Below are 16,895 nucleotides of genomic sequence, written 5' to 3' on the forward strand. Positions count from 1 at the left end.
GACAGGTTCGCGAATGACCATGGCTGCGGCGATGCAAAGCCGGACGGCAGAATTGCCAGCGCAGTCGAAAGCGGGCCGCATCGCGCATGTCGATATCGTGACCGATCTCCGCGCGGCCGAGGCCGTCTGGCGCGCCTTCGAGCAGCCCGGTCATCTCTTCACGCCCTATCAGCGATTTGATCTGCTCAGTCCCTGGCAGCGTCTGGTCGGCGAGCAGGAACGCGCCCGCCCCTTTATCGTCATTGCCCGCGACTCCGAGCATCGGCCGCTGCTGCTGCTGCCGCTCTCGCTGCGCCAAAGCCACGGCGTGCGCACCGCCTGCTTCATGGGCGGCAAGCATACGACCTTCAACATGGGCTTGTGGAACGCCGAATTTGCAGCGCAGGTCGCCAGCGGTGATCTCGACGCGCTGCTTGCGCCGCTCAACGAACATGCCGACGTGCTCGCACTGACGCAGCAGCCGCTGCACTGGAACGACCAGCAGAACCCGTTCGCGCATTTGCCACGCCAAAGCGCGATCAACGGCTGCCCGCTGCTCACGATGGAACCGGGCGGTCCGCCGGCATCGCGGATCAGCAACTCCTTCCGCCGCCGCCTCAAGAGCAAGGAGAAGAAGCTCCAGGCGCTCGCCGGCTATCGCTATCATTTGGCGACCACCGATGCGGACATCACCCGCCTGCTCGACTGGTTCTTCCGTATCAAGCCGGCTCGGATGGCCGAACAGAAGCTGCCCAACGTCTTCGCAGAGCCCGGCGTCGAGCAATTCGTCCGCAGCGCCTGCCTTGCACCACGCGGCGACGGCCGCGTCATCGACATCCACGCGCTCGAATGCGACGACGAGGTGATCGCAATCTTCGCTGGCGTCGCCGACGGCAAGCGCTTCTCGATGATGTTCAACACCTACACAATGTCCGAGCACGCCCGCTACAGCCCCGGGCTGATCCTGATGCGCTACATCATCGACCGCTGCGCCGAGCGCGGCTACCGCTCGCTCGACCTCGGCATCGGCTCGGACGAGTACAAGCGGATGTTCTGCAAGGACGACCAGGACATCTTCGACAGTTTTGTTCCGCTGACGCCACGCGGAAAGCTCGCGGCGATGGCGATGTCCTCGCTGAGCCACGGCAAGCGGCTGGTGAAACAGAACCAGATGTTGTTCGACCTGGCGCAGCGGCTGCGGCGAGCGTTCGGGTAGCTCTCGCCATTGCACGACTGCCCACCTTCTCCCCTTGTGGGAGAAGGTGGCGCGAAGCGCCGGATGAGGGGTTGTATCAGCAAGTCAAAATGCGAGAGGCACGCGCGGAGAGAGACCCCTCACCCGTCTCGCCGCTATCGCGGCGAGCCACCCTCTCCCACAGGGGGAGAGGGTAAGAAACGCCTACGCCGCCACGACGCGCGGCGCGTCCCTCGCATCCGACGGCTGCACCGGTCTGTTCAGCATCGTCACTTCATTGAATCCGACGGCGCTGAGCTGCTCGCACATCAGTGCGCGCGCATCCGGCGCCATCGACGCGTCGGGCACGACGACGGCGCGGGCATTCGCCGTCAGGAGCTCCGCAGGAAGGTCGGAGGCACTGCCGGCATCGAGCAGCACGTGGTCGTAGGCGCGCAGCAGCGCGTCGATCGCGAGCGTCACGCGGGGCGACTGCAACAGGCTGCGATCGAAGCCGGGGCGGCCTGCCATGACCAGATGCAGCCGCGAGAGCTTGTCCCGGGTGATGATCTGCGCGAACGACGCCTCGCCCTGCATCAGTTCGGCGAGGCCGGGTGCCGAGGCATCGACGGACACGGCGGCCATGGTCGGCGAGGACGCGGCGAGATCGACCACGACGACCCGCGCATCGCGCGCCAGGTGCCGGGCCAATGTCAGCGTCGACAGCGTGATGGCTTCGCCGCTCGCAGTGCCGAGCACCGTGACCTTCTTCGCCATGGCTCCGGCGGCGCGCAGGCTGTCGGCCAGATGCTCGATCTCCGCGAATTCGGCGACATCGGCATCGGCCGTCATCTCCGGCTGCAGCGGCGCGGGTTCTGCCATGACCGGATCGACGACCGGATCGGCGAAGGGCTCGACGACCACCGGTTGGACGATTTGTTCCTGGCGAGCCGACGCCCGCATGAGCGTTGGCGTGAACACCGCCACCGCACGGGGCGCGGTCTGGCGCAACAACTCTCCGGTGACGACGACGCCGGACGAGAGCAGCAGTGTCGCGATCGTCGCGATCAGCACGATCGGCAGCTTCTTCGGATAGGCCGGCGTGTTCGAGACGACGGCGCGCGAGATGATGCGGCCATCCGTCGGCGCGGTGTCGATGGTCTCGCGGGTGTTGGCCTCACGGTACTTCGCGAGATAGGTTTCGAGCAGGTCGCGCTGCGCCTTGGCCTCACGCTCGAGGGCGCGGAGCTGCACGTCCTGGCCGTTGGTGGCCGTCGCCTGCTTCTTGAGCTGCTCGAGGCTCGCCGACAATTCCTGAACGCGCCCGCTGGCGGCGCGCGCATCGTTTTCGAGCGTGCGGGCGAGCTTGGCGGCCTCGTCGCGGATCTGGGTGTCGAGGTCGGCGAGTTGCGCCTTCAACTCCTTGATGCGCGGATGGTTGCCGAGCAACGTCGACGATTGCTCGGCCAGTTGCGCCCGCAACGCCACGCGCTGCTGGGAGGGCGTGCGCATCGATTCCGAGTTCAAGATTTCCGACGATTCGATTGGCTTGCCGCTCTGGATCATCTCGCGGATCAGGCGCGCCTTGGACTCGGCATCGGCCTTGAGCGCGCGCGCGTTGTTGAGCTGGGTGTTGACCTCGCCCATCTGCTGGTTCGACAGCGTCGTGTTGTTGGTGCCAACGAACAGGCTCGACTTGGAGCGGAAATCCTCGGCCTTCGCTTCGGCCTCGGAGACATTCCGTCGCAGTTCGTCGATCCTGCCGGCATACCACTGGCTGGCGTTTCGGGCCTGGTCCTGGCGCGCATCCTGCTGGAGCACGAGATAGCCGTCGGCGATCGAATTGGCGACGCGGACGGCGAGATCGGGATCGGCAGACTGGAATTCGATCACGATCACGCGTGACTTGTCGACGGCGTAGGCCTGGAGGCGCTCGTAATAGGCGTCCAGCACCCGCTCTTCCGGCGTCATCGAGAACGGATCGCGGCCCATGCCGACCAGCGCCGCAAGAGACTTCAGCGGCGAAACGCCTTGCAGCACCGGATCGAACTCGGGCCGCTCCGCAAGCTTGTTCTTCTTGATGATCTCGCGCGCGAGATCGCGCGACAGCACGAGCTGCACCTGGCTGGTGACGGCTTCGGCGTCGAGCGCCTGCCGTTCCTCGGCGCGATCGCTATTGGGCCGCAGAAACACGTTCTCACGGCCGTCGATCAGGATACGGGATTCAGACTTGTAGCGCGGCGTGATGAGATTGACGATTGCGATGGATGCGACGAGCGCCAGCACCGTCGGAACGATGATCCAGCCGCGCTTGCGCGCCAATGCCGCGCCGAGCGCGTGCAGGTCGATGTCGCCGGATTCGACTGGCGCCGACCGCGGAGCAACGGGCGCAGGCTTTGCTTCAATGCTGGGCTCGAGTTCAGCCCGCTTGGCTGCTGCCTTCGAGACAGCCCGCTTGACCACCGCCTTGTCCTTGCCGGCACGCCAGAACGCTAAACGCATCGAACACTCCCGCAGGCGCAACGCCACGAACCTACCTCAACCAGGGCGATTACACTCCATTAAGGTTGCCGCTGGGTTAATCGCAGCGTCGGGCGGCTCGCGCAGGTGCGTCCGTCACCGTTTGTTAACCACGAGGCCTCTTAATCCGTCTCGATATTTCGTCAGATTGTTCGAGCATTCGCCGTCGAGCGCTGGTTTTGATCATGCCCCCCTCTCCCGACCAGCCGCTTCGCATCCTGCACGCCGTGCGCGCTCCGGTCGGCGGCATCTTCCGCCACATCCTCGACGTCGCCAACGGCCAGGTCGATCGTGGCCATCACGTCGGAATTCTCGCCGACAGTCTCACCGGCGGTGAGCGCGCCGACAAGGCCCTTGCCGAGCTCGCACCGCGGCTGAAGCTCGGCGTGCACCGGATGGCGATCCGCCGCGAACCGTCGCCTGACGATGTCCTGGTCTGGTTTCGCTTGCGGCGCCTGATTGCCACGCTCAAGCCCGACGTCATGCATGGCCACGGCGCCAAGGCCGGCGCTTTCATCCGGATGCGGCGGCGATCCGACGACACCATCCGCATCTACACCCCGCATGGCGGCTCGTTGCATTATCCCCTCAACACCCTCAAGGGCGAGTTTTACGCGCGGCTCGAGCGTGCGCTGATGGATGCGACCGACCTGTTCCTGTTCGAAAGCGCGTTTGCCCGCGACACCTATCAGCGCATCGTCGGCAAGCCGAAGGGCGTGGTGCATTGCGTCTTCAACGGCGTGACGCCGGAGGAATTCGAACCTGTCGTCATGGCCGACGACGCCACCGACCTCGCTTATGTCGGTGAGTTCAGGCACATCAAGGGGGCCGATCTGCTGGTCGACGCGGTGGCGCGCCTGCACGAGGGCGGCAAGAAGGTCACACTGACTCTTGGTGGCGACGGCGAGGAGACCGCGGCGCTGAAAGCGCAGGTCGAGAGGCTCGGCCTCTCCAGCGCCATCCGCTTCATCGGTCACGTCAAGGCACGCTACGGCTTCTCCAAGGGGCGGCTGTTGGTCGTTCCGTCGCGTGGCGATTCCATGCCCTATGTCGTGATCGAGGCCGGTGCCGCCGGCATTCCGATGATTGCGTCCAAGATCGGCGGCATTCCCGAGATTTTCGGCGCGGAGAACCCGGCGCTGTTTGCGCCGAGCAACGCGGAAGCCATGGCGGAGGCGATCGCGGCCGCGCTCGACAATCCGCTGGGAACAGCGCAGCGCGCCTTGTCGCTTCGCGAGCGCATCTCCGCGCATTTCTCGCAGCAGGCGATGGTCGAGGGCGTGCTCGCGGGCTATCGCGACGCATTTACCAATCACTAACCATCCTTAAGGCCCGCTTTAGAGAATCTTCCGATTTGTTCGATAATCGATGTGCCAGGGGATGCTCGCCCGGGGCGCAAGGACGCGTCCCGCGGGTTTTTGGAATGGACGTGGACGCCCGTGGAACCGCTCAACGCACGCTCGATGCTCGATGCCGCGACCAGCGCCGCGGCGAAGCCGGCTGACCGGCCCTTTGTGGAGCGCCGCCAGCGGCTCTCGCCCGCCGCGCTCGACGTCGTCAACCAGAAGGTCGCCCGCGCCTATTCGCCGATCGTGATCACCGGCTTCGTGCGCCTCGCCGATTTCGCGCTGCTGAGCCTCGTCGGCATCGTACTCTATCTCGGCTATGTCATGCCGCACGCCGGCTCCTTCAGCTGGATCTATCCCGCGCAGATCATCGCCGTCGCGGTTTCCGCCGTGGTCTGCTTCCAAGCCGCCGACATCTATCAAGTGCAGCTGTTCCGCGGTCAGCTCCGGCAGATGACGCGGATGATCTCGTCCTGGTCGTTCGTCTTCCTGTTGTTCATCGGCATCTCCTTCTTCGCCAAGTTCGGCAGCGAAATATCGCGGCTCTGGCTTGCCGCCTTCTACGTCCTCGGGCTCGCCGCGCTCCTCTGCGAACGTCTGGTGCTGCGCTCGCTGGTGCGCGCCTGGGGGCGCGAGGGCCGGCTCGACCGCCGCACCATCATCGTCGGCTCCGACGGCAACGGCGAACAATTGGTCGAGGCGCTGAAGCAGCAGGAGGATTCCGACATCCATGTGCTCGGCGTATTCGACGACCGCAACGACAGCCGCGCGCTCGACACCTGTGCCGGCGCGCGCAAGCTCGGCAAGGTCGACGACATCGTCGAATTCGCCCGCCGCACCCGCGTCGATCTCGTGCTGTTCGCGCTACCGATCTCCGCCGAGACGCGCATCTTGGAGATGCTGAAGAAGCTCTGGGTGCTGCCGGTGGACATCCGCCTCTCCGCACACACCAACAAGCTACGCTTCCGCCCTCGCTCCTATTCCTATATCGGCGAGGTACCGACGCTGGACGTGTTCGAGGCGCCGATCACCGACTGGGACCTGGTGATGAAATGGCTGTTCGACCGCGTGGTCGGCACCCTCGCGCTGCTTGTGGCCTTGCCGGTGATGGGATTGGTGGCGCTGGCCGTGAAGCTCGACAGCCCCGGACCCGTGCTATTCCGCCAAAAGCGCTTCGGCTTCAACAACGAGCGCATCCACGTCTACAAGTTCCGCTCAATGTACCATCATCAGGCTGATCCGACGGCCTCGAAGGTCGTGACCAAGAACGACTCGCGCGTAACCCGCGTCGGCCGCTTCATCCGCAAGACCAGCCTCGACGAGCTGCCGCAGCTCTTCAACGTGGTCTTCTCCGGCGATCTCTCTTTGGTCGGCCCACGTCCGCATGCGGTACAGGGCAAGCTGCAGAGCCGCCTGTTCGACGAAGCCGTCGACGGCTATTTCGCCCGCCACCGGGTCAAGCCCGGCATCACCGGCTGGGCCCAGATCAACGGCTGGCGCGGTGAGATCGACAACGAAGAGAAGATCCAGAAGCGCGTCGAGTTCGACCTCTATTACATCGAGAACTGGTCGGTGCTGTTCGATCTCGTCATTCTGCTGAAGACGCCGATCTCGCTGCTGACCAAGAACGAGAACGCGTATTGAGTTGAATTTTTCCGTCATGCCCCTCCTTGTGCGCTGTTGCGCATTGGGGCGGGGCATCCGGTACTCCGCGGCGCCGGCCGTTTCCGCAATAGAAGCCGCGGAGTACTGGATCGCCCGGTCAAGCCGGGCGATGACAGCGGTATTTGTGGCGTACCAGTTGCGTAAACGTGTGAGCGTGTGATGGCGTATGCGGCAACAGCCGGGGAGATGAATGCAGCGGTTCGGGCCGCGCCCGGCGTGTTGGCGCTCCAGCGCGCGCTGGTATGGCTGGTCGGCGCCTCCGGCGCGATCGTGTTCATCGAGCCGAGCCCCTACGAGATCGTGACGCTGCTGGCCACGGTGACCTTCTTCGCCACCGGACTGCGTCTGCGGCTCGCTTTGATGCCGCTGGTGCTGATGCTGGTCCTGCTCAATATCGGCTATACGATCAGCGCGATCCCGCTGTTCGAGCAGTCCGAGGTGGTGAGCTGGATTGCGACCTCCTGGTACATGGCGGTGACGGTCGTGTTCTTCGCCATGGTCACGTCGGAGGACACCGCTGCCCGGCTCGACATGCTCCGCCGCGGGCTCGTGATCGGCGCGATGGTCGCCTCGCTGTCGGCGGTCGCCGGCTACTTCCACCTGGTTCCCGGCGGCGACGACCTCCTCACACTGTACGGACGCGCGCGCGGCACCTTCAAGGATCCGAACGTGCTCGGCGCCTTCCTGATCCTGCCCGCGCTGTTCTCGCTGCAGAGCGTCGTCTCCGACAAGTTCGGCAAGGCCCTCCGCAACGTCATCGCCTTCGGCATCATGTCGCTCGCGATCCTGCTCGCGTTCTCCCGGGCCGCCTGGGGCGGGCTGGTGCTGACATCCGCCTTCATGCTGGCGCTGATGGTGCTGACCAGCCGCACCAACGCGCAGCGCTCGCGCATCATCGTCATGGCGATTTTGGCCGCGGTGCTGGGCCTCGCGTTGATCGCGGTGTTGATGTCGTTCGATTCCACCGCCGAAATGTTCAAGCAGCGCGCGAGCTTCGACCAGAGCTACGACGAAGGCAGGTTCGGCCGGTTCGGCCGGCACATCCTGGGAGCGGAGATGGCGCTCGACCTGCCGTTCGGCATCGGCCCGCTGCAATTCCACCGCTTCTTCCCCGAGGACACCCACAACTCTTATCTCAACGCCTTCATGTCGGGCGGCTGGCTGTCCGGCATCTGCTACCCCGCGCTGGTCTTCACGACCGTCATCATGGGCGTCAGGCACATCTTCGTGCCGGTGCCCTGGCAGCGCGCTTATCTGGCGGTGTTCTCCGCCTTCGTCGGCACCGTCGGCGAAAGCTTCGTGATCGACACCGACCACTGGCGGCATTTCTGGATGATGCTGGGCGCGATGTGGGGCATGATCGCGGCTGCGCAGATCTACAAGATCAAGGCTGGCGACGAAGCTTCTTCAGCTTGAGATCGGGGCGTTTCTCGGGCGGCGTGTCGAGCAGGCCCTTCAGCGCCGCGGTCGCCGCCAGCACGCCCTTGTAGCCCTCATTGGCGAAGCGCAGCAGCAGGCGCAATTCCTGGTCGGAATAGCCGCCAAAAACCTTCTCCATCGCCTGCTGCATCGGCACGTAGAACTGGCCGAGCCTTTCGATCGCCTCCGGCACGACGGCAATGAAGACCTTGCGACGATCGGCATCGTCGCGCTCACGACGGACCAGGCCCGCCTTCTCGAGCCGGTCGACCACGCCGGTGATGGCGCCGGTCGTGAGCCCCGTGACTTCGGCGAGCCGGCCGGCGGTGACGCGGCCTTCGAGGTACAGGATGTCCATGCATTCGAGGTCGGAATTGGCGATTCCGGCAACGTTCGCAACGGTCTGGCCATAAAGCACACCCTGCGCGGACGTCCTGCGCATCGCCTCCTCGAGTTCCTGCAGCAGCGCAGCGCGCGCCTTCGTCCTTGACAAGGCAGACCTCATATCTTAGTCGATATATATCTTAGTCACTAAGAGATTTAGCGGTTGGAATTCTCCTAGCACCACGGAAACGTCGGGAGCAAGCCATGTCCTATCGTCCTCGCAAGGCCCTGATCATCGGCGCCGGCATCGCCGGCCCCGTCGCGGCGGTCCTGCTGCGCCGCGCCGGCATCGAGTCCGCGATCTACGAGGCCTGGCCCTATTCGAAGGGCATCGTCGGCGGCCTTCAGATCGCGCCGAACGGCATGCAAGTCATGGACGAGATTGGCCTTTCGAATGAGCTGATCAGCCGCGGCTCGATCGCGGAATCGTTCGACTTCTATTCGCAAGGCGGAGAGAGGCTCGGCTCGATCAACCGCGACATGGCGCGACGTTTCGGCCAGCCCGCGGTCAATGTCTGCCGCGCCACGCTGAACGAGATGCTGATCGACAAGGCCTGGTGCGCATGCGTTTCGCTCTATTTCGAGAAGCGCCTGATCAAGATCGAGGATCGCGCCGACCAGCCGATCATCGCCTACTTCGCCGACGGTACCACGGCCGAAGGCGACTTCGTGATCGGCGCCGACGGCGTGCACTCGGTGACGCGGCGCCAAGTCGTCCCGGACGGGCCGCAGCCGTTCGATACCGGACTGATCGGCTTCGGCGGCTTCGTACCGCACGCCGTCCTCGATGGCCGGCCGATCGGCCGGCACGTCGAAACCACGTTCGGACAGAGCGGCTTCTTCGGCTACGGCTATTGCAGCCCCGATCCGAACGACGGCGTGATGTGGTGGAGCACGCAACCCGCGCACGGCATGGACGCGGCGATGTTTCGCGCGCTCGACCATGCAACGCTGAAGCAGCACCTGCGCGGCTTCCACCGCGGCTGGCACGATCCGATCCCTGGCATCATCGAGGCAGCCGAGAACATCGTGGTCACCGACACGCTCGACGTCGCCACCCTGCCGACCTGGTCGCGCAAGCGCTCGCTGCTGATCGGCGATGCCGCCCATGCGACCAGCCCCCATGCCGGCCAGGGCGCCTCGCTCGCGCTGGAGGATGCGATGCGCCTCGCCCGGTTGATGCAGCAAGGCCGGGAGCTCGGCGCCACCTTCCAGGCCTTCGAGGCCGAACGGCGCCCGCGCACGGAAAAGATCGTCGCCATGGCCCGCCGCAACGGCAACAACAAGCGCGAGTTCAGCGCCACCGGCGCGTGGATTCGCAATCAGATGATGAAATGGCTGCTGCCGCTGGGCGCGAAAAGCATGGAGTTCATGTACGCCTACGACGCGCGGGCGGTGTAGTGGCACGAACGCTGTCATCCCCGCCTTGTGCGCACTTGCGCACTGCGGCGGGCATCCAGTACGCCGCGGCCTCTCGATTCAATCGGTGCCGTCTCTGGAATACTGGATCGTCCGGTCGAGCCGGACGATGACACCGTGATTGCGGCAAGTGACCGCCTCTACTTCTCCACCGCGAACGTCAGCCCGGCATTCTCGACCAGCCGCTTGATCAGCTTGTGCTGCATCGCCGCGCCCGGGGTCCAGAAGCCGGCTGCGACGTCAGTCGTGTCCCGCAGCATGCAGATGGCGCATTCGGAGATCATCTTCGAGGTCGAGCCGTAGCCGGGATCGCGGTCGCCGGTGACGCCGGCGCGAACCATGCGGCCATCGGGTGCGATCGCGACATAGAGCAGATCGAACAGACCGTTTTCACGCTCTTCCTTCGACGGCCCCTCGCCCGGCTTCGGTGCGTCGGGGCCGGTCTTGCCTGCATTGGCAGCCATTACGAGCTTGGCGTTGGCCTCCCCCTTCTCGCCGGGACCGGTCAGGACCATCTCATCGTAGACGAAGTCCTGGCCGTAGGGGAATCCCATCAGCATGTTGGAGCGGTGAACGTTGCGCGTGTTGATCAGCGCCATCGTGAACGGCGCGGCCCAGGATTGCAGATCCTCCTCGAAGGCGGCCCTGTTGCCTTTCGGCTGCTTCGGGCCGGTGAAGCCGGGCGTCAGCGCAAAATGATCGTTGAGAATCGCGACAAGGCTGAGATCCTTGGCCACCGCATCGAAGGTCGCCTTAGCGCTGGCGGCGGTGCCGCCCGAGAGCGTGCCCCGCATGTCGCGCACACGCCCTTTCACCCGCGGGGCCGGCGCGCCGAAGACACGTTTGGCCTCTTCCTGGACGAAGAACGTACCGAGCTCGAACGGCACGGAATCGTAGCCGCACGACAACACGATCCGCGCGCCGCTCTCTTTTGCAGCCGCCTCGTACTTGTCGATCATCTGGCGCATCCAGATCGGCTCGCCGCAGAGATCGAAATAATCCGTGCCCGTGGCCACGCAGGCCGCGAGCAACTCCTCGCCGTAGAGCTGGTACGGGCCGACGGTGGTGATCACCGACATCGTCTGCTCCGCCATCGCCTTCAGCGAAGCCGCATCCGACGCATCCGCGACAATCAGCGCCGTGTTCCCGGGCGCGCCGATCGCATCGCGGACCGATTTCAGCTTGCCGAGGCTGCGGCCTGCCATGGCCCATTTGAGCCCGTGGTCGCTCTTGTAACGCTGGGTCAGGTATTCGGCGACGAGCTGGCCGGTAAAACCGGTCGCGCCATAGACGACGATGTCGAATTTCGCAGAGCTCATGATCCGCCTTTGCTTTACTTCTTCGCGTAGCTCACGCCCATGCCGGCACGGACGTCGCTTTGAATACCATAGGGCGGGATCGGATAACGCAGGCCGTTCTTCGCCAGCGCCTTCATGCCCACAACCGCCTTGGCGAGATGTTCCGGCTTCAGGGCCATCAGCATCTCCTCGTCCGGCACGCCGCCATAGCGCCGTTCGGCGTAGCATGGCAAGGACAGGCTGGGCTCACCGCTCTTGAGCGCCCTGCCCCAGGAATCGGCGCAAGCGGTCTCGCCGACCACGCCCCATTCGAACTTCTTGTAGCCGGTGTATTGCAGCCCGTTGATCAGGATGATCATCTGCCCCGGCGTCGCATAGACGAGACAGATGTCGGGCGGATCGAGCCGGCCGCTCGCCAGCGGACTGACCGCGAGCGCCTGATATTGCCCGAACGGAACCACATCCAGCGCCTCCTGGCGCTTGCGTGCGTCCTCCGCGGTGCCGTGCCAGACCCCGACATAGTTTTCGCCGGCGAGCCATTTCTCGTCCTGCGGTGCAAGGCCGATCACCGCGCGGCATTGTGCGCCGACGAGATCGTCGGCCGTGATGCCCACGGTCCAGCCCAGACGCGCGGCCATGCTGACGATCTGGTCGGTGGTGTGGACCGCGTTCGGCCGCCGGACTTTCGGAATTGCCTCCATGTCCGCGGTCCGCGCGAACAGCTTCATGCCGATCACCGTGGTCTTCAGTCGCAACAGGCTGTTGAGATCGGCGACGAGGCCGGCAAGATCGATGCTGTCTGCACTCTGCTGTTGCATGGCGTCCTCCCGGCCGGCAGTGGCGCGCCGGCTGTTATTGCTTCTTGAACGGTTCTAGTCCTTCGCCGGTCCCGGGAGCAACTCGCCAGTCCGGCCCATCAGGCGGTAGGCGACGAGCCCGATCCATTCGCGCACGGCGACCTCGGTTCGGCCGAGCCCGTCCGTGCCGACATTGGTGAAAGAGAAGAGATCGTCACGCCCGCCCATTCGCCAGTCAACCGGATAGGCTTCGACGTCAAATCCCGCCTTGCGAAAGATCCCCATCGAACGCGGCATGTGAAAGGCCGACGTGACCAGGAGCCAGCGTTCGCCCGGTTTGGGCGCCACCAATTGTTTGGTGAAGATGGCATTCTCGTAGGTGTTGCGGGAGTCCCGCTCGAGGATCAGGCGCTGCTTCGCGATGCCCAGATTCTCCAGGATGGGCGCGGAGTAGTCGGCCTCCCGGGAGTCCGTCGAAACCAGATTTGCGGTGCCCCCGGTGAAGACAATGCGCGTGTTCGGATAGCGGCGCGCGAGCTCGGCCGGCGCAAACAGGCGATCGGCCGCGTGCGCGACGACCGGCGTGCGGTGCGCCGCCGACAGATCGGTGTCGATCGAGCCGCCGAGCACGATGATGCCGTCGGGCGCACCGCGCGACGGATCCCACGGCGGAAAACGCGACTCCAACGGATAGAGCAAGAGGTTGCCGAGCGGCGAAAACGCGGCGAGCGCCAGCATGATCAGCGTGGCCGCGGCGAGCTTGCGGCCGAAGGCGGCAAAGCGCGTCGCCATCAGGACCACCGAGACGATCCCGAGTTCGATCATCAAGTTGATCGGCAGCACCGCGGCGCCGAGGGTCTTGGACAGGACAAAAAGCAGGGGGGCCTCGCTGGAATGATCGTGCCTGGTGCGCGCGGGCTTGACCCGCCCGTCGATCTTCAGAAAGCTTCTTGGAAGAGGATCGATTGCCTGGTCAAGCCCGGGCCTGTGAAACGGACGGACGCCACATGACCCATCACCACCTGCATTCCAGCCCCGAGACCTGTCATTGGGGCTTCTTCGAGGCTGCGCTCAAGCCCGTCCTCACCATCACGAGCGGTGACGAGGTCACGGTCGACACCATCAGCGGTGGTCCGGACATGCTGCCCGACCGCAGCAAATTTCACATTCCGCCCGAGATGCACGAGGTTCATGCCAAGAACGAGCGCATGCTGCCGGGCCACATCCTCACCGGCCCGATCGCGGTCGAGGGCGCCGAGCCCGGCGACGTGCTCGCGGTCGAGATCCTCGACGTCCAGCTCCGGCAGGATTGGGGCTGGAACATGATCAAACCGCTGTCCGGCACCCTGCCCGACGATTTCCACGAGACGCGCATTCTGAACATCCCGCTCGACCGTTCCCGGATGGTCGCCCGCATGCCGTGGGGGCTGGACCTGCCGCTCAAGCCGTTCTTCGGCGTGATGGGCGTTTCGCCGCCACCGGCCTGGGGCCGCATCTCCTCGCTCGTTCCTCGCGCCATGGGCGGCAATCTCGACAACAAGGAGCTTGGCGCCGGGGCGACGCTGTATCTGCCGGTGTTCGTCCCGGGCGCGCTGTTCTCCTGCGGTGACGGCCATGGCGTGCAGGGCGACGGCGAGGTTTGCGTCACCGCGATCGAGACCGCGCTTCAGGGCCGCTTTCGCCTGACGCTGCGCAAGGACCTCAGGCTCGATTATCCCCGTGGCGAGACGGCGACGCATTACATGACCATGGCGATGGACCCCGATCTGGACCAGTGCGTGGTGCGGGCGCTGCGCGACATGATCGTGCTGCTCGGCGAGAGGCGCAATTTGTCGCGCGAGGACGCCTATACGCTGTGCAGCCTGGCGGCCGATCTGCGGGTGACCCAGACCGTCAACGGCTCCAAGGGCATCCATTGCATGATCGAAAAGACGATCGTGCACGGCTGAGCCGACCGGCCCACTCCTGACCGGTCGAAGCCACGCCGCCGCCGGCCTGCCGCGCGGCGTGCCTTGTCATGCCTAAATTTCCCTCGCGATTCCAACGGGCTGACCAGGCGCCGCAGCCTGCATTTGACTTCTGCCTCCAAACCTAAATAGAGTCTTAATCGTAACTTTTATGTACCCGAGTAAGAGGCTAGCGTTCGGCCATGGCCACCGAAAAAGCCGAGACTGACCGCATTCCCGTAACCTTGGCGCTCTCGACCATCACCTATCTGGAGAAGCTGGTGAGACAGGGCACCCACGGCACCAGCGTTCCCGGCGTCGCACGTACCTTGATCGAGGAAGGCATCCGTCTCGCCATCAAGGACGGGCTTTTGTCGATTCGCGACAATGGCAGGACGTGAGCGCGCGCCGAACGTGAGGCGGACGGATCTCGAGAGGCGGATGGCCGACATCTGCAACCTGGGACCGTTACACATGCCTGTTCTCTCACCCACCTGGACCGACGAACGCATCGAACTTCTGAGGCAGCATTTCGAGGCCGGGCTCTCCTGCCGCGAGATCGCCGCCGACATTGGCGTCAGCCGCAACGCCGTGATCGGCAAGCTGTCTCGCCTCAATCTCACGCGCGGCCGAACCATCGACGATCGCAAGGTTCACGACAGGGGCCTGGCGCCGGCGCGCGCGCCGCGGACCGTGCCGCGGCTGCAATATGAGATGCTCGCCACGATCTACGGCGAGACCGGCGCGCCGATGGTCACCGGTCCGATCGACGACGCCAATCGCTGCTCGCTACTCGAGCTTGCCGAGAACCGCTGCCGCTGGCCGATCTCGACACCTGGCGCCGACGATTTCTGCTTCTGCGGCAACTCCGCACCCGACGGCCAGTCCTATTGCGCCGGCCACAGCCGCCTCGCCTACCGGCCGAATTCCCGCGCGCGCGTCATGCGCGGCTAGAGCCAAGTCCTGGAGGCGAGTCCTGGAGCCATGCCCAAAACGAAAAACCTCCGGCAGGGCATTGCCGGAGGTTTCTGGAGGTTTAGCATCAAGTCAGAGCCGCAACTTTCGTCATCGGCTGGAAGTAATATAGCTTAGTAGCTCAGGTAAGTAAATAAATTTGGGCCCATCGATTCGCATGGCACGTCTTCGCCGCCCGCACGCGCCGGATTTTCCGAAGGCCATCTTCGTAAAAAAAGCTCATCTCATAAAAAAGCCCCGGCGGTGTCCCGCCGGGGCTGCGTTCTATCCGAAGACCCAGGTGTGAAGACCCAAGTCCGAGGACCAAGGCTTACCAGTTGCGCTGGGCGCGAACCAACAGGCTGTAGGTGTCCTGGTCCTTTAGCTCATAGGTCGCCGCGGGCTTGGCAACGCTGGTGAGCGCCGGCGTGGTGATCACGCCCGAGTACTTCTGGTCAAGATGGCTGTAGGTGAAGTCAGCCGAGAAGGTCAGGTTCTTGATCGGGGTCCAGCGGGTGATGACACCGATCTGGCCGATGTTGAAGTCCGGGTTGCAGGTGCCGGTCAGGGTCGCGAACGCGGCGCTGCCGCAGATCATGCCCTTGGCGGTGCCGCTGTAGTTGACGGCAGCCCACGCACCATAAAGCGCCGAATTCCAGTACGGGCTCCAGTTGTGAGTGTAGGCACCACGGAAGCCGTAGGTCTTGGTCAGCTCGAGGCCGCTGCCGGGTGCGAACACCGCGTCAGACACGCCGGCGAAGCCGATGCTCTGATACGCGCCGCCCGAACCGCCGAACATCGAGTAGCTGGTCGCTGCCAGCTCCTGGAAGTTGTAGCGGCTCGCGCCGTCGGTGTAGACGCCCGAGATGTTGATCACGTCGCCTGCACCGGTCGGGATGTTCTTGATCGACAGCGCCAGCTGGACGGCCCAGCCCCACTTGTCTTCAGGATGACCGGTTACTTCGCTCGCGCCGTAATAGCCGACGTGGTTGTCGTGCGCAGCGACCGAGGCCTGGAACAGGCCCCAGGCCTGGTCGACACGGAGCGTGCCGACGAGATCGGGGGAGCGGGTGCCGCCGAGATCGTTGGAGCCGTAGGCACCGCCGAGGACGCCGGCGGTGGACATGCCGGCCGTATTCCAGAGCGCGGTCTGGAACACCTGCGTCTGGTCCTGGGCCGAGACGATCGCCGTCACGCCCTGGCCGAGATCGGCAGTGTAGGTGAACTGGGCAACACCGTTGGTGGTGCCGCTGCCGCCGACGAGCTGGTCGAAGTTGTTGCCGGGATAGTTGATCCAGGGCGCGTCGAACTGCGACACGGCCTTACCCATGGTGAAGCCGGCGAACTGGATGAAGGCGTAGTAGACGCCGAGCGCGCCGCCCGAGATCGTGCCGTCGGTGCCGTTGACGGCGCCGCCGCTGGAGCCGATCAGGCTCGTGCCTGCGGCGTTGAGGCCGAGCGTACCGCTGTACTGGGTCGCACCCGTTCCCGAACCGGCGCCGACATAGTTGCCGGTCGTCCAGGTGAAGACCGCATCGAAATAGGTGCGGACCACGCCGTACTCGGTTGCGGTGCGGGTGTCGATGTTGAGATCTTCACGAGCGCGCATCGAGTAATAGTTGGTCAGGCGGTTGTTGGCCGCGAAGACGTTGTTGTACTGGGCGCTGTAATTGCCGCCGGCATTGAGCGCCACTTCGGCACGCAGATAGCCGCCCAGCTTGATGCAGGTGTCGCTGCCCGGGATGTAATAGAAACCCGCGCCGTAGAGCGAGCAGACCTTCACATACTCGACCGCCTTGGCCTTGACCGGAAGATCAGCCGCCTGAGCTCCACCGACGGCGATCAGACCCGCCGCAGTGCCGAGCAAAAGGCTCTTCACCACTTTCATATTAAAACCTCCAAGTTGCTCATTTTACGAAGACCGGACCGTGAGGCCCCCCAAGATCCCCGTCTTTGAAATCCGCTCGGCCGCTTTGCGCTTCGGACACACCCTC

At 64.6% G+C, this 16,895-nt stretch carries 14 protein-coding genes; 8 read left to right on the plus strand and 6 right to left on the minus strand.

What is annotated here, in order from left to right:
* Positions 1-13: 13 nt before the first annotated feature.
* Entirely contained in the window at positions 14-1,195 is a 1,182-nt protein-coding gene (locus AC0L3B_RS26885) for a GNAT family N-acetyltransferase (RefSeq protein WP_473381387.1), read from the plus strand.
* A gap of 183 nt (positions 1,196-1,378) precedes the next feature.
* Here the strand turns inward: AC0L3B_RS26885 and AC0L3B_RS26890 are convergent, their stop codons facing one another.
* Positions 1,379-3,655, minus strand: a complete 2,277-nt coding sequence (locus AC0L3B_RS26890; RefSeq protein ID WP_247336899.1) for a GumC family protein — start codon at positions 3,653-3,655, stop codon at positions 1,379-1,381.
* 203 nt (positions 3,656-3,858) lie between these two features.
* Between AC0L3B_RS26890 and AC0L3B_RS26895 the strand changes: the two genes are divergently transcribed.
* The 3 genes from AC0L3B_RS26895 (at position 3,859) to AC0L3B_RS26905 (ending at position 8,100) form a co-directional block, all read left to right on the plus strand.
* A complete protein-coding gene (locus AC0L3B_RS26895; RefSeq protein WP_026232882.1) occupies positions 3,859-4,992 on the plus strand; it encodes a glycosyltransferase family 4 protein in 1,134 nt (377 codons plus the stop codon).
* 120 nt (positions 4,993-5,112) lie between these two features.
* Entirely contained in the window at positions 5,113-6,663 is a 1,551-nt protein-coding gene (locus AC0L3B_RS26900) for an undecaprenyl-phosphate glucose phosphotransferase (protein WP_377830185.1), read from the plus strand.
* Positions 6,664-6,843: 180 nt separating this feature from the next.
* Positions 6,844-8,100, plus strand: a complete 1,257-nt coding sequence (locus AC0L3B_RS26905) for an O-antigen ligase family protein (protein ID WP_456654105.1) — start codon at positions 6,844-6,846, stop codon at positions 8,098-8,100.
* Here AC0L3B_RS26905 and AC0L3B_RS26910 read toward each other — a convergent pair.
* The gene (locus tag AC0L3B_RS26910; RefSeq protein WP_456654307.1) at positions 8,069-8,545 is read right to left on the minus strand and encodes a MarR family winged helix-turn-helix transcriptional regulator; all 477 of its coding nucleotides are present in this window, start codon (positions 8,543-8,545) and stop codon (positions 8,069-8,071) included. The genes AC0L3B_RS26905 and AC0L3B_RS26910 overlap by 32 nt on opposite strands.
* A gap of 146 nt (positions 8,546-8,691) precedes the next feature.
* Here AC0L3B_RS26910 and AC0L3B_RS26915 point away from each other — a divergent pair, with 146 nt between their 5' ends.
* On the plus strand, positions 8,692-9,888 hold the full coding sequence (locus tag AC0L3B_RS26915; protein ID WP_473381388.1) for an FAD-dependent monooxygenase: 1,197 nt from the start codon (positions 8,692-8,694) through the stop codon (positions 9,886-9,888).
* A gap of 158 nt (positions 9,889-10,046) precedes the next feature.
* Here AC0L3B_RS26915 and AC0L3B_RS26920 read toward each other — a convergent pair whose 3' ends face one another.
* From AC0L3B_RS26920 to AC0L3B_RS26930, 3 genes are read right to left on the minus strand one after another with little or no spacing between them, the layout of a single operon-like run.
* Positions 10,047-11,225 (minus strand): saccharopine dehydrogenase family protein, encoded by a 1,179-nt coding sequence (locus AC0L3B_RS26920; RefSeq protein WP_377830183.1) that lies wholly within the window; start codon positions 11,223-11,225, stop codon positions 10,047-10,049.
* A 14-nt stretch (positions 11,226-11,239) separates the two neighbouring features.
* Positions 11,240-12,022 carry a DUF169 domain-containing protein gene (locus tag AC0L3B_RS26925; protein ID WP_018455136.1) on the minus strand — a complete coding sequence of 261 codons (783 nt, stop codon included), beginning with the start codon at positions 12,020-12,022 and terminating at the stop codon, positions 11,240-11,242.
* 54 nt (positions 12,023-12,076) lie between these two features.
* Positions 12,077-12,826 (minus strand): YdcF family protein, encoded by a 750-nt coding sequence (locus AC0L3B_RS26930; RefSeq protein WP_473381389.1) that lies wholly within the window; start codon positions 12,824-12,826, stop codon positions 12,077-12,079.
* A 182-nt stretch (positions 12,827-13,008) separates the two neighbouring features.
* On the opposite strand from AC0L3B_RS26930, the gene AC0L3B_RS26935 reads away from it, so the two are divergent.
* The 3 genes from AC0L3B_RS26935 (at position 13,009) to AC0L3B_RS26945 (ending at position 14,901) form a co-directional block, all read left to right on the plus strand.
* Positions 13,009-13,950, plus strand: coding sequence for an acetamidase/formamidase family protein (locus AC0L3B_RS26935; protein WP_473381390.1), 942 nt, complete (start codon positions 13,009-13,011; stop codon positions 13,948-13,950).
* A gap of 200 nt (positions 13,951-14,150) precedes the next feature.
* Positions 14,151-14,348 carry a hypothetical protein gene (locus AC0L3B_RS26940; RefSeq protein WP_007603456.1) on the plus strand — a complete coding sequence of 66 codons (198 nt, stop codon included), beginning with the start codon at positions 14,151-14,153 and terminating at the stop codon, positions 14,346-14,348.
* 73 nt (positions 14,349-14,421) lie between these two features.
* Positions 14,422-14,901: a GcrA family cell cycle regulator gene (locus AC0L3B_RS26945; RefSeq protein WP_018455139.1), complete on the plus strand. Its 480-nt coding sequence runs from the start codon at positions 14,422-14,424 to the stop codon at positions 14,899-14,901.
* A 331-nt stretch (positions 14,902-15,232) separates the two neighbouring features.
* On the opposite strand, the gene AC0L3B_RS26950 is transcribed toward AC0L3B_RS26945, so the two are convergent.
* Positions 15,233-16,789, minus strand: a complete 1,557-nt coding sequence (locus tag AC0L3B_RS26950; protein WP_204511371.1) for a porin — start codon at positions 16,787-16,789, stop codon at positions 15,233-15,235.
* Between the last annotated feature and the right edge of the window lie 106 nt (positions 16,790-16,895).

The sequence above is a fragment of the Bradyrhizobium sp. Kon56 genome (genome assembly GCF_055807635.1).

Bases quoted from the DNA above. Each gene is read 5' to 3' on its own strand.
- AC0L3B_RS26885 (WP_473381387.1), top strand. From the start codon at position 14: ATGACCATGGCTGCGGCGATGCAAAGCCGGACGGCAGAATTGCCAGCG.
- AC0L3B_RS26915 (WP_473381388.1), top strand. From the start codon at position 8,692: ATGTCCTATCGTCCTCGCAAGGCCCTGATCATCGGCGCCGGCATCGCC.
- AC0L3B_RS26930 (WP_473381389.1), bottom strand. From the start codon at position 12,826: ATGATCGAACTCGGGATCGTCTCGGTGGTCCTGATGGCGACGCGCTTT.
- AC0L3B_RS26920 (WP_377830183.1), bottom strand. From the start codon at position 11,225: ATGAGCTCTGCGAAATTCGACATCGTCGTCTATGGCGCGACCGGTTTT.
- AC0L3B_RS26940 (WP_007603456.1), top strand. From the start codon at position 14,151: ATGGCCACCGAAAAAGCCGAGACTGACCGCATTCCCGTAACCTTGGCG.
- AC0L3B_RS26950 (WP_204511371.1), bottom strand. From the start codon at position 16,789: ATGAAAGTGGTGAAGAGCCTTTTGCTCGGCACTGCGGCGGGTCTGATC.
- AC0L3B_RS26925 (WP_018455136.1), bottom strand. From the start codon at position 12,022: ATGCAACAGCAGAGTGCAGACAGCATCGATCTTGCCGGCCTCGTCGCC.
- AC0L3B_RS26935 (WP_473381390.1), top strand. From the start codon at position 13,009: ATGACCCATCACCACCTGCATTCCAGCCCCGAGACCTGTCATTGGGGC.
- AC0L3B_RS26890 (WP_247336899.1), bottom strand. From the start codon at position 3,655: ATGCGTTTAGCGTTCTGGCGTGCCGGCAAGGACAAGGCGGTGGTCAAG.
- AC0L3B_RS26945 (WP_018455139.1), top strand. From the start codon at position 14,422: ATGCCTGTTCTCTCACCCACCTGGACCGACGAACGCATCGAACTTCTG.
- AC0L3B_RS26910 (WP_456654307.1), bottom strand. From the start codon at position 8,545: ATGCGCAGGACGTCCGCGCAGGGTGTGCTTTATGGCCAGACCGTTGCG.
- AC0L3B_RS26905 (WP_456654105.1), top strand. From the start codon at position 6,844: ATGGCGTATGCGGCAACAGCCGGGGAGATGAATGCAGCGGTTCGGGCC.
- AC0L3B_RS26895 (WP_026232882.1), top strand. From the start codon at position 3,859: ATGCCCCCCTCTCCCGACCAGCCGCTTCGCATCCTGCACGCCGTGCGC.